The sequence below is a fragment of the Vallitalea maricola genome, from assembly GCF_036985595.1.
GTDB classification, from domain to species: domain Bacteria; phylum Bacillota; class Clostridia; order Lachnospirales; family Vallitaleaceae; genus Vallitalea; species Vallitalea maricola.
The window spans coordinates 12,382-25,515 of sequence record NZ_BTPU01000008.1 but is presented as its reverse complement, the minus strand read 5'-3'; the positions used below and the strand labels follow the sequence as shown (position 1 = coordinate 25,515).

Below are 13,134 nucleotides of genomic sequence, written 5' to 3'. Positions count from 1 at the left end.
GTGTATACTAGTATTGGTTAAATATTGAAAAATATTTCAACCATAGGGAGTATTTATATGTTTAAGGAGTGGTTATAAGTGGAGCTTGCAGTTGTTATACCTGTCTATAATGAAGCTCAGGCGATATGTAAGAATTTTGCTGTCATCTATGACACATTTTTACAAGATGATATTTCATGCCAATATATCATAGTTGATGATGGATCGTCAGATACTACATGGCTTGAAATAAGTAAGTTGCAAAAAGAATACAGCAATGTATCAGCCATTAGATTTGCCAGAAATTTTGGTAAAGAGATGGCTATTTGTGCTGGTTTGGATAATATAGATGCAGAGAGATATCTTATTATGGATTCTGATTTGCAACATCCGCCAAAATGTGTAAAGGACATGCTTTTACTTATGGATAGGTCACAGGTAAATATTGTTGATGGAGTTAAGCAACAAAGAGGAAAAGAAAATTTTCTTTATAGATTCTTTGCAAAAGGATTCTATAAGATATTAAAGAAAACTACAGGTCTTGACCTTAATGATTCTTCGGATTTCAAATTGATTGACCGTAGTGTAGTAGATACAATCAGACAGTTTAGAGAGAGCAATCTATTCTTTAGAGGGTTAATTGACTGGGTTGGTTTTGAAAGAACTAATTATTTCTTTACAGTGGAAGAGAGAATGGAAGGAGAGTCAAGCTTTTCTCTTTTTAAATTAATGAAACTAGCTTTTAATGCTATACTTTCTCACACAAGCAAACCTTTGTACCTAACTTTTTTTGGTGGTGCTATTTTTCTATTGTTTGCTGTAATTTTAGGTATTCAAACCTTAGTTAATTATTTTTCAGGTAATGCTGTCAGTGGATTTTCAACAGTCATATTACTGATACTTTTTACTGGATCTGTGATTATGTTGTCATTAGGGATGATAGGTGTATATATATCACGTATTTACGATGAAGTAAAAGGTAGACCTAGATATATTGTATCTCAGAACCTTAGCAGAGGTATTAAGAAGGACAGGAAAATCATATGATAAAAAGACTAATTGATTATATAAAAGAAATAATGCATAATGAACAATTTCAGAAGATTTTTAGGTATGTATTTATTGGTGGCTTGACTACTTTTGTCAGCTTTGGAGTGTTCTGGCTTCTAGCCTATCCAGTTAATATGAACCCTAATATAGCAAATATAATATCAGTTATTTGTGCAGTTATATTTGCTTATGTTACTAACAAGATATTTGTTTTTAGAAGCAAATGCCGTACTACCAAGGACCTTGTAATTGAAGCGTTTAGTTTCTTTTCATCTAGGGGTATAACTATGGTAATTGAAATAGGAGGAGTATTTATACTTACATCTTTGAGAATAGAAGCTATGATATCAAAAATAATCATAAGCGTATTAGTACTTATACTTAATTACCTGTTTTCACAATTCCTGGTATTCAGAACATGATTTTAGATTAAGGAGATAAATAAATTGAAGGATATTAATAAAAGTTTTTGGAATAAATACGGATTAATATTTATAACGTTATTAACTTTTATAGTAACTGCTATAGTTAATATCAACGTTAGGTTATATGGAGATGATTTTTTCTATGCATGTTTTACCCGCATAGATTTTGACTATTTTGTATCTAGACATTTAGACCATTATATGAGAGCAAATGGTAGAGCAATAGTACATTTGCTTGTAACTGTTTTTTTAGGGATAAATCAATATTTCTGGGCTATTTGTAACTCTTTGATGCTGGCAGGAATAGTTTTCTTTGGAGCAAAGATTTGTATGGGAATTGAAAAAGAAAAAAAATCTTTGATAGGTTATTCAGCAGTTATTATGGCAGTAACTATTTTCTTGTTGGACCCTAATCTAACAAGACAAAGTGTTTACTGGCTTACAGGTTCATTTAATTATGTTTATCCTATTTTCATGTTGCTGGTTTATTGGTACTTGTTGAGCCGTTCTACATATACTAACAAAATGAAATGGTATATTCCAATAATAGGCTTCATGGCTGCGGCAACTGTTGAGCAAGCAAGTGTCATGACTTTTGGATTGACTTTACTTATGCTATTGGAAAAAAGAATCATAAGAAAAAATAAAATTAATAAGATGGAAATATTGACATTGATAGTAGTGGCATTAGGAATGTTGTCTGTTATTTGTTCACCAGCTGTATTTTTACGTGCCTCCATTGAAGAGTCCCCTGTAGAAGGTTTCTTACCTTTAATTAAACATAATCTAATTAAACAAGGTGACTACTTCATGTTTTCAAAAATCATGTTACCTTATCATGCGTTAGCCATAATAGCTTCTTTTGGGGTTATAGGCAAATACGGAAAAAGCATATCGGACAAGTATAGGTGGACAAAAAATCTTGCTGTAATTTTAGGTGGTAGTGCATGTATAGGTTTATTATTACAGACACTAACAGGAAAAGTCCTTAATTATTATGGTATTCTAGGAAGATTTGGTATTGAAGCATTTATTGGTTTAGGTTATTTATATACATTGATATATGCAGGAATATTAGTATATAAAAATAAGTTCATCACTAATAATGCACTCCCTATCATAGCAGTTATACTAGCCTTTGGTGCTCAATTTATGATGATTATATCACCTGTTTTTGGACCACGAAATCTTGTATATCCTATATTCATGCTGGCTTTATACAGTGCAAGTATAATACCAAGACTGAATAAGTATGGTATTTCAGCCATATGTGGATGTCTAGGCTGTATAGTGTTCAATTTGCCTTGGCTACTGCCTATTCCTATTACTGCATATATGTTAGTGGCTGCTAATAAGGGCAAATACAACAAAGTGAAATATAAGAAGTTAGGTATCGCAATTGGTTATTTAACTGTTGCATTGGTTTCATTTACTATTATGATACCTACTATTAAGGGATATGCTGATAATGCAATAGTGTATGATAAAAACATTGAATATGCAAAGAAATTTATAGAAGAAAATAAAGAAGGACTTATTAATCAAAAGAAATTGCCTAAAGAGACATACGGCTGGGTAATGCCTTATCATAATAAATATTATTCACATTATTATGACCTGTATCTAGGGTTTGATAAAGATTATAAGGTTAATTGGTTGGAATAAAATAAAGTAGAAGCTGTCTTATAAGAATGTAAGGCAGTTAATTAATTTATATCAAGAAGATAACTATCTTATTATATTAAGAATATAATATACTAATAATTAATAATCAGGCGTAAATATGAATAATTGTTACTACGTTGAAAACAATTCAACCAATGAAGGTTCCTTGATATTTCAGTCACGTACAAGAAGTTCTGATAAGACCATACAACCGATAAAAGGTGCAACAATAACAGTAAAAGATAATGATGGTAATATACTTAGCGTTGTAGAGACAGATGAATTAGGTAAAACTAAAGAAATATTCTTAAAACCTTCTAATCACTATAATGCAGAAATAAAATATGGAGAGTATACAATAAATCTTGAAAATATTAAAGTTTATGAAGATCAACCCAACATTGTAGAAACAAATTTCCCACCTCAAGGTATTAGATTTCGTGCTCCTTTCAGAGGACCTATAAGAGAACCTATTATCATTGATAAGAAATTCAAACAACATAAAGAATTAGATACCTTGATGAAATCTGATATTCAATCCAATGAATCTAATAAGAAACACCCATTTAAGATTCCTATGATATTTACTGTATATGATGTTATTAACAATAAAAATCTTAAAGTCCCCTTTATTGACTATATAGCTAACGTTGCTGATAATGAAGTTGGAAAAGATTGGCACGATAATGCTATAAAAGCAAATATACTAGCTATAATATCATTTGCATTATTTAAACTATATATTGAAAATAAAGATAAGGATTATGATATTACAAGTTCAACAGCTGACCAAGATTATGATCCAGAGATAATAGCTAGTCAATATAACCCAAGGGTAAGACATATTGCTTATAATTTATTTAGTGAATATCTAAGAAAGGTATTGCCTAACGATATGCAATTATATGAATATAGAGCTTGGGATTGTCCAAGTACAAGTAAATATTGTATGGTACAAAATAAAGCAAATGAAATGGCACAAGAAGGAGCAAGCCTAATGGAGATATTAAGATATTTTTATGGAGAAGATACTTTTGTTGAAAAAGGAGTAGCCCTTGATTATCCTGTGGGTGACTTAGTTGAAGGAATAACCACAAAACCTCGTCCCCTTGTAAAACAACTACAGCAAATGCTGAATATCATATCCAATAATTATCCTACAATTAACAAATTGGAGGAAGATGGAATATTCGGTAAAAAAACAGTAGATGCTGTAAAAAATTTTCAATATATTGCCAATCTCCCAATGACTGGAAAGGTGGATATGCCTACGTGGATAAAATTACTTGATTTTTCGGGGAAATTGCCATCTCCAATCGTATAGGACTATAATTTTATTATTCTCTACAATATCTTTGTACAGACCACTAATTTAAAATATATTTTAGTGGTTTGATTTTTTCTATTATACAACTTAGACATATCTTTCATAAATCTTAGAAAAACTACCCCTCTATAATGTGATGTAATAACTAGAAAGCTTTACTAAAATGTATAATATTATCCATATTGAAAAATACTATTATGGACTTTATAAGCATTAAAATATTAACTTTTTAAGTTTTAGATTACATAAAATTCGTATTTAGGAGGCAGAAAATTGAAGATCATAACCATATTGGTACCATGCTATAACGAAGAAGAAGTAATTGACATCTTTTATGATGAAGTGATAAAAGTAATTAATAGTATAGATTATAGATTTGAACTTTTATTTATTAATGATGGTAGTAAAGATAGAACTTTAGCCAAAATAACATCCTTGAGATTACGAGATAGCAGGGTTGCATATGTAGACTTATCAAGAAATTACGGAAAAGAAATAGCCATGGCTGCTGGGCTTGATTATGCTTCTGGGGATGCAGTTATCATAATGGATGTTGATTTACAAGATCCTCCAAGACTTATACCAGTGATGATAAAAGAATGGGAAGCAGGGTATGATGATGTCTATGCTAAGAGGTCCAGCAGAAAAGGTGAAAGCTTCATGAAAAAATTCACTGCGCATTGTTTTTATAGATTATTAGGAAAATTAGCAAAAGTTGAAATTCAAGAAGATACAGGTGATTTCCGTTTACTTAATCGGCAAGCTGTTGATGCTCTAAAGCAATTCAAGGAAACTGGAAGATATACAAAGGGATTGTTCAGTTTAATAGGCTTCAATAAGAAAGAAATCCTATTTGATAGAGATGAAAGGGCAGCAGGAAAAACCAAGTGGAATTATTGTAAGTTGATGGGACTAGCTATTGAGGGTATAACTACATTTACAATCATGCCTCTTAGAATAGCCACATTTATAGGAAGCATCACAGGTATTGGTGCGTTCATATATATGATATATATTGTTATTAGAACGTTAATTATTGGGATTGAATTACCTGGATATGCATCCCTTATTAGTATTATGTTATTTATTGGCAGTATTCAATTAGTTAGCATAGGAGTATTAGGTGAATATGTTGGTAGGATTTTCAATGAAACTAAGAATAGACCTTTGTATTTCATCAATAAATATGAGAGTACTAAAGTATAACATAATATTAAGAGGTGTTAGATTTGAAAAGGTTACAGAAAATATTTGATGTGTATATGATACTTTTCTTTGGACTAGTATTTATTATAAATATATATTTTATCTATGTAGAGAAATTAAACATTCTCTATATTATTCCTGTGTGTATTCTTTTCTTGATTCTTTATTTTATTATTAGAATAAGAATTCCTTATTTTGGGTTATTGCTATTTATATTCTCATTGGTAACTAAGCTTGCTATGATTATAATTGTAAGAACTCCACCAATATCAGATTTTGAGGTAATGTTAAGAGCTGCAAGGTTATTTGCTATTGACGATTACTCATTCAAAGAGTTTCAGTACTTCTCGTTTTTTCCATATCAGACCATATTTGCAGTTTACCAGGGATTAATCATTAAGATATTCGGTGAAAGCGTATTTCTATTAAAAATTTTTAATTGTTTTTTTATTGCTTGTACTAATTATTTGGTTTATAGAATAGGCAAGATTATATTTAATGAGTTTGCAGGCAGGGTTGCTGGAGTTTTGCATGCCGTCTATATTCCAATATTTTTTATGGCGCCAGTACTTACTAACCAGCATATAGCTACACTATTTTATTATATAGCATTATACTGCATTGTTAAGTGCCAGAACAGTTATAAAAAATGGATTCTTGCAGGGGTATTCACTGCAATAGGTAATTCACTACGTCCTATAGGAATAGTTTTTATAATTGCTATTTTCATCATGAGTATTTTTAGTTATTATAGGCAAAGTGAAGAGATAAATCTCAAACATTTTGGAGTATGTCTTATATCTTATCTTATAATATTCTATAGCATTTGGAGTTTAAGTATTGCAACAGGTGTAACTGATAACGGACTTAAAAACAATAATCCTTATTGGAAATTCGTTACAGGATTGAACGAGAAGACGTCAGGCCGTTTTTCAGAAGAAGATGCTAAGACATTGATGTTGTATGATGTTCCTATTGATGAAAATTTATTATCGAAAGAAAAAGAATTGATAAAAGAGCGTCTATTAATATCTCCAACAAGAATGTTATCCTTGATGGTCAAAAAAGTCAGGTATATGTGGGGAGATTTTGAATTAGGTGTATTTACTTTTCCACATCTATTAGGCAAAGACATAAAAAAAGCAGGAATAAGCTTTGACTATATATACAGACAGGTACAGGAATTTGAGAAAATCTTCTATACGTTAATAATAGGTTTTGTTTTATATGGACTTATAAGATATTATAGAGCTGATAAAACAGGTTATGTATACTTATTATATTATGTATTAACCATTTATACAGGGGTACACTTCTTGATTGAAATAAGTTTCAGATACAAATATGTAGTGATGCCTATGGTTTTTATTCTAGCTGGGAACGGTCTCTTTATTATGGCAGATAGAATAAAAAGTAAAAAAATGATATAATAAGTAAAATAATATCAAAGGTTGTGAAAAACATGAAATGTAATACGCTGATTAATATATTAGATGATTTTAATGATGATGTAGCCTATATTTCTAAATTCATAAAACCGGGGAAAGTTATTAATATTGCTAATGAAAGTAAGGCTTCGGTTGATGTACTAACTGATATGCGAAGATTCCTGAGCAAGCAGTTAGATAGTACTAGGATAATAGAAAAAAGTTATACTAATCCTTTACAGTTAAAAAAAATAATTGATAATCATATTGAACAAGACACAATAATCAATATTTCATCTGGAGATAATCTATCAGCTGTTATTGCACATCAAGCAATGATTGATCATGATATTAATTTGATATATATGGATATTGGAGAAGAAAAGGTTTATAAGCTAACAAAAAAAGGTATTAAAGTAATAAATTATGATAATATAAATTTCCGTGTCAAAGATTATGTTTCTATTACAGGAGGTAAAATCGTTACGGATGAGACCTTTGATTATATAATTGAAGATTATAATAATATGCTTGATATTATACTTGATAACTACAATTTGTGGATTAGAACTAGAGATTATATAAGAAATAATCTGGTCAGTCAATCTGATGACAGCATAGTCACCAAGTCACCTGAAAATAATCAAGATATCAAAGATTTATTCAACAAGTTTTTCAGTATTAATTGTGTTAGAAGTATTAGAGAAAATGCAAACAATATAATAATAGTATTTAAAAATGAAGATATCAGGAATTATATATTATCTGGAGTCTGGCTAGAACATTTTACTTATAATATTATTAAAGAAAACAGTAAAGTGTGTGATGTGAGAACAGGGGTTAGATTCCTGTGGGATGAGGATAAGATTGAAGTTGAGAATGAAATGGATGTTATAGCAGTTGCTGGATCGTCTTTAATATGCATATCTTGTAAAGATACCAAAAGATATAATAGTGGAGCCCTTAACGAACTGGATATCTATGCAGAACAGCTAGGGGGTTCCACTGTTAAGAAGATTCTAGTAGCAACAAAACCTTCAAAAGGTCAATATGTGGATGAAAGAGCCGAGAGAATGGGGATAAATCTTGTGCTTTTTGATGGAAATGTGGATAAATTCAGAAAATGTCTATATGATATCATTAATGCATAATTCAACCATAGACATTTGTTTATTAAGTTTATAAGGGACAAAAGTGAAAATAATGCTTTACATTTCTATGATTTTATTGTATTTTGGTTTAATAAATAAGTTTATTAGCCTATCTAGTCTAAAAAACTGTAATTATTGTATCTTCTATTGTACAATAATAATGATGATTATATGAAAGGTGAGGCTAATTTATGTGCAATGTTCAATCGTTTATAGATTTAATAAATAAAGAAGTAAAGCCAGCTACAGGTTGTACTGAACCAATAGCTATAGCACTTTGTGTTGCAAAAGCAAAAGAAGTATTAGATGAAGATGTAGAAGAAATTGAACTATTGTTAAGTCCTAATATCATTAAAAATGCCATGGGTGTAGGTATACCAGGAACAAGTCAAGTTGGTATTCATATAGCCGCTGCTCTTGGTGCTATTGTGGGTGAATCCAAATTAGGGCTTGAAGTGTTATCTAAAGTAAAAGAAACTCATGTGAATCAGGCTAACAACATTATAGATGAAAATAGAATTAAAATAGAAGTTGCAGATAAAGATTGTAAGTTGTATATTGATGCAACTGTAATCGGCAAAAGTAATCAAGCTCATGTAATAATCCAAGGTGGTCATACTGATATAGTATTCATATCTTACAATGATGATGTTCTCATGGATAAATTATCTGAAGTAGTTGAAGTAGAAGACTATAAAGTAGCCATTTGTATTGACAGTATTTACAGATTTGTACTGAATACACCATTTGACGAAATAAAGTTTATACTTGAAGGTGCCATAATGAATAAAAAAATAGCACTTGAAGGCTTGAACAAAGAATATGGACTAAAAGTAGGAAAAACCATAGAAAAAAATATCCAGAACAAGTTGATTGCTGATGATATGAAAAACTACGCCATCAGGTTATCAGCAGCTGCATCTGATGCCAGAATGGCAGGATGTCCACTCCCTGTTATGACCAATTCAGGAAGTGGTAATCAAGGAATAACTGCTACTTTACCAGTAGTAGCTGTAGCAGAATGGTTACATAAAAGCGAAGAAGAATTAGCAAGAGCTTTGATTCTTAGTAATCTAGTAGCAATACATATTAAAACCAATCTCGGAAAACTATCTGCTTTATGTGGAGTAATCGTAGCAGGTATTGGAGCTGGCTGTGGTATGACATACCTTCTAGGCGGCGATATACATAATATCAAATCAACCATTAAAAATATGATCGGTGATGTAAGCGGAATGATATGTGACGGAGCAAAGACAGGTTGTGCCTTAAAAGTAGCTACTGTAGTGGAGGCTTCATTCAATGCAACCATACTTTCTCTTGGAGATATTGAAATAACCAAAACCGAAGGTATCATCGATGAAAACATAGAAACCTGCATCAAAAATCTAACCTGCATAGGCTCAAAAGGAATGGAAGAAACAGACAAGATGATACTAGATATAATGATATCAAAAAGTAACAGATAATTATTATACGGTAAATAGTTCATAAACAAAGACATATATTGATAACCATCAAGCTAAAATAAGAACGAGCCAAGCAGAGAAGGTATAGGGTAATATGGAGCAGCGAGCCATGGACGGCGAGTTCAGCAGTTTTAAACACGGACGTTTAATCTGCTGACGTAATATTACCCTGTACCTTCTCTGCGGAAATACGCCACTTATTCAATTATATTATTCTTATGCCAACTCTTTATAAAAAGATGTTCTAACCTTATGCTGTCTATGCTTGAATCTCTGCCATTGAGAACGAACTTTTTTATTACTTTCAAGTTGAGGATTAAGGTCAGCAGAATGTATACCTTTTTTATTACAAGATATAATAAGTTCCCTGAATAATATAGCATTAACTCCTCGATTCTGAAACTTAGGATCAACTGCTATCTGAACAATTTCTAACCTTTTATTTAATTTAAGAGCTTTCAATAGATATATGAAACCAAAAGGTAAAATACGTCCTTTACCTTTTTTTATTGCTTTTGCAAGAGAAGGAAAACCTAAGACATAAGCAATTAATTCATCATTTTCATCTAGAACAAACTTTACGAAATTAGGGTTAATGAAACTTATATATTGTTTTGTATATAACTTGATCTGTTTATCTGTTAAAGGAGTAAATTCATATAGTTCCTTAAATGCTGAATTGATTAGTGAGAATAGGTGAGGTATGTAAGGAATAATGTCTTTTTTACTTTTTGCTTCTAAAACTTTTAGATTATTAGTTTTTATTGAACGTTCTGCCACTATTTTAACAGGCTCAGGTACTTTATCAGGAATTATTATCTCATATTCAAGCCAATCTACATCCTTTGAGTAACCTAGTTGTTTCAAGTAATCTACATAGTATGAATGATTATATATAGTAGTCATGGTTCCTAAGTATTCAAAACCCTTAATAAGCATACCTTCCAAATCAAAGTCGCTAAAACCAAGAGGACCTTGAATCTTAGTCATTCCTTTTGAGATAAGCCATTCCTCTGCTGTTTCTAATAATAGTTTTGCAACTTCAATATCTTCAATGAAGTCGATATAGCCAAAACGACCAGCTTTTTCATTCCATAGATCAATTGCGGCGTAATTTATGATACCAGCAATTCTTCCCACAACTTTACCGTCCTTATATGCTAGCCAATACTTTGATTCACAAAAATCCATTGCTGGATTTTTATCTTTTCTTAATGTATTAAGTTCATCTACCAGAAGTGATGGAATATAATTTCTGCATTTCTTATACAGCTTAGTAGGAAATTTTACAAAAACTTTTAAACTTTTTTTAGAAGTAACTTCAACGATTTCAATCACAAAAAGTCCCCCAATCATATAAAATAAGTTCAGTTCTTATGTTTGAATAATACAATAAGAATAAATAATAATTAAAAATTCATTGTAATATGCAAATAGCATACATAAATATATTATATCATAATACTTAAAAGTATAAAAACAATTTTCTATAATTTAATGTAAAAAAATCAATATATTAATTCTAGTGGCGTTTATCCATATTATTAACTAAAATTTTACTTGTAAAGTATTGTATTCAGATTGAGTTTGTTACTTAATATATATAGACCCCTAAACATCTCCGTTAAGAAGGGTCTATCTTTATTTTACAATGTTTTTATGTATAGATATGTCTAAATTAATAAAATATATGTCTAAAATCGTAAAGATTGAATGAATATCATAACGTATAATAGCCTTATAAAGAACAACAAATCATGTGTAAATTTTATGATTCATTGAAAAGGAGATGTTACCACATGCAACCCATAACAGCGATTTTAATTGGCGCAGGTCAAAGAGGAAAAGATGTTCTTGCTGCATATGCATTAGACCATCCAGAAGATTTAAAATTTGTGGCAGTAGCAGAACCAAATGATAGAAAAAGAAAACAATTTATAGAAGCTCATAATATACCGGAGGATATGGCTTTTAAAACATGGGAAGACCTTCTTGAGAAACCTAAATTAGCTGATGCAGCTTTTATTTGTACTCTGGATGATACCCATTATGACCCAACTAAATTAGCACTTGAAAAAGATTATCATATTTTATTAGAAAAACCATTATCTAATAACCCAAAGGAATGTGTTTTACTTGGAGAACTTGCAAAACAATATTCCCACAAAGTATTTTCAGTTTATCATGTTTTACGTTATACTAATTTTTTCTCAAAAATTAAGGAATTAATAGATGAAAAAGTAATTGGTGACATTATGACCATAAATCATAATGAATATGTTGGTCGTATTCATCAATCCCATAGTTTTGTTCGAGGTAATTGGGGTAATTCCAAAACACAAAGTCCAATGATTCTTCAAAAATGTTGTCATGATATGGATATTCTTTTATGGTTAGTGGGGAATCATTGTAAGAAAATCTCTTCGTTTGGTTCTCTTGATTATTACAAAGAAAAAAATGCACCAAAAGGTGCTCCTGAGCGTTGTCTTGATGGATGTCCCATAGGTGATACATGTCCTTATAATGCAGAAAAAATTTATCTTGGTGATAAGACAGACTGGCCTGTCTCGGCGATTAGTCCAGATACAAGCTATGAAGCCCGAAAAAAAGCTTTAGAAGAAGGTCCTTATGGTCGGTGTGTTTATAAATGTGACAACGATGTTGTGGACCATCAAGTGGTTAATATGGTCTTCGATAATAACGTAACGGCTCATCTTACCATGACTGCTTTTTGTAAAGATGGTGGTCGCCACATCAAAATAATGGGTACAAAAGGTGAAATAACTGGCGATTTTGATTATAATGAAATAAGAATTAAGCGGTTCCCTTCTGAAGAAGTAGAAGTGATTGATGTAGCAGCTCAAGCAGGTGGCCATGGTGGTGGTGATACAGGTCTTATGGAGGATTATATTCAACTTATAAAATCTAGTGGTAAGCTAAAAGGGAAAACCGAAGCAAGTATATCGGTTCAAAGTCACGTCATGGCATTTGCAGCAGAAGAGTCAAGACTTACAGATAAAGTTATCCATATACATGAATTTACCCAACAACTTTTAGAATTATAATATTTTGTATTTTACTTAAAATAAATATAATAAGGCTGCAAGTCCATTTAATTTAAATGGATTTGCAGCCTTATTCATTTTCTGCTGTTCTTTCTTGATATACACTATCTTGCTACAATTATAAGGTATATTTGTCAAAATCATCAATAATATGTCTTTTCTTAAAATCTTCGTCTTTACCTTAGTTTTAATTATTTCTTCTAATTTTGTTTTATTGCTATAAGTTTTTCAACATCAACTTATAATATAAATAATGATATTCTTCTTTAAGTTAAAAAATTTTAGTTATTATATAAATTTAACTTGACAAAATAAAGACTTCTATATATACTGTGCATATACAAGATATACAGTAAAAAGACGTATAGGA

Annotated in this window: 10 protein-coding genes; 9 read left to right on the top strand and 1 reads right to left on the bottom strand. The window is 30.6% G+C overall.

All coding sequences use genetic code 11. The annotated features are described in order from the left end of the window. The first annotated feature begins 78 nt into the window (after positions 1–78). From AACQ14_RS02925 to AACQ14_RS02890, 8 genes are all read left to right on the top strand, one after another. On the top strand, positions 79–1,026 hold the full coding sequence (locus AACQ14_RS02925; RefSeq protein ID WP_339362067.1) for a glycosyltransferase family 2 protein: 948 nt from the start codon (positions 79–81) through the stop codon (positions 1,024–1,026). Continuing rightward, entirely contained in the window at positions 1,023–1,451 is a 429-nt protein-coding gene (locus AACQ14_RS02920) for a GtrA family protein (protein ID WP_339362066.1), read from the top strand. The genes AACQ14_RS02925 and AACQ14_RS02920 overlap by 4 nt, the downstream gene beginning before the upstream one ends. A 24-nt stretch (positions 1,452–1,475) precedes the next feature. Then, positions 1,476–3,119, top strand: coding sequence for a DUF6056 family protein (locus AACQ14_RS02915; protein ID WP_339362065.1), 1,644 nt, complete (start codon positions 1,476–1,478; stop codon positions 3,117–3,119). A gap of 118 nt (positions 3,120–3,237) precedes the next feature. After that, positions 3,238–4,443 (top strand): peptidoglycan-binding protein, encoded by a 1,206-nt coding sequence (locus AACQ14_RS02910; protein WP_339362064.1) that lies wholly within the window; start codon positions 3,238–3,240, stop codon positions 4,441–4,443. A gap of 276 nt (positions 4,444–4,719) precedes the next feature. Further along, on the top strand, positions 4,720–5,652 hold the full coding sequence (locus tag AACQ14_RS02905; protein ID WP_339362063.1) for a glycosyltransferase family 2 protein: 933 nt from the start codon (positions 4,720–4,722) through the stop codon (positions 5,650–5,652). A 23-nt stretch (positions 5,653–5,675) separates the two neighbouring features. Continuing rightward, positions 5,676–7,082 carry an ArnT family glycosyltransferase gene (locus tag AACQ14_RS02900; RefSeq protein WP_339362062.1) on the top strand — a complete coding sequence of 469 codons (1,407 nt, stop codon included), beginning with the start codon at positions 5,676–5,678 and terminating at the stop codon, positions 7,080–7,082. 32 nt (positions 7,083–7,114) lie between these two features. Next, positions 7,115–8,230, top strand: coding sequence for a Card1-like endonuclease domain-containing protein (locus AACQ14_RS02895; protein ID WP_339362061.1), 1,116 nt, complete (start codon positions 7,115–7,117; stop codon positions 8,228–8,230). Positions 8,231–8,421: 191 nt separating this feature from the next. Further along, complete coding sequence (locus AACQ14_RS02890; RefSeq protein ID WP_339362060.1) at positions 8,422–9,699, top strand: L-cysteine desulfidase family protein; 1,278 nt, start codon at positions 8,422–8,424, stop codon at positions 9,697–9,699. Between the two features lie 216 nt (positions 9,700–9,915). Here the strand turns inward: AACQ14_RS02890 and AACQ14_RS02885 are convergent, their stop codons facing one another. Further along, the gene (locus AACQ14_RS02885; RefSeq protein ID WP_339362059.1) at positions 9,916–11,037 is read right to left on the bottom strand and encodes a GNAT family N-acetyltransferase; all 1,122 of its coding nucleotides are present in this window, start codon (positions 11,035–11,037) and stop codon (positions 9,916–9,918) included. 461 nt (positions 11,038–11,498) lie between these two features. Between AACQ14_RS02885 and AACQ14_RS02880 the strand changes: the two genes are divergently transcribed. Further along, positions 11,499–12,764 (top strand): Gfo/Idh/MocA family protein, encoded by a 1,266-nt coding sequence (locus AACQ14_RS02880; protein ID WP_339362058.1) that lies wholly within the window; start codon positions 11,499–11,501, stop codon positions 12,762–12,764. Positions 12,765–13,134 lie beyond the last annotated feature (370 nt).

Excerpts from the sequence above, each read along its gene's own strand:
- AACQ14_RS02920 (WP_339362066.1), top strand. The coding sequence starts at position 1,023 with ATGATAAAAAGACTAATTGATTATATAAAAGAAATAATGCATAATGAA.
- AACQ14_RS02895 (WP_339362061.1), top strand. The coding sequence starts at position 7,115 with ATGAAATGTAATACGCTGATTAATATATTAGATGATTTTAATGATGAT.
- AACQ14_RS02890 (WP_339362060.1), top strand. The coding sequence starts at position 8,422 with ATGTGCAATGTTCAATCGTTTATAGATTTAATAAATAAAGAAGTAAAG.
- AACQ14_RS02910 (WP_339362064.1), top strand. The coding sequence starts at position 3,238 with ATGAATAATTGTTACTACGTTGAAAACAATTCAACCAATGAAGGTTCC.
- AACQ14_RS02880 (WP_339362058.1), top strand. The coding sequence starts at position 11,499 with ATGCAACCCATAACAGCGATTTTAATTGGCGCAGGTCAAAGAGGAAAA.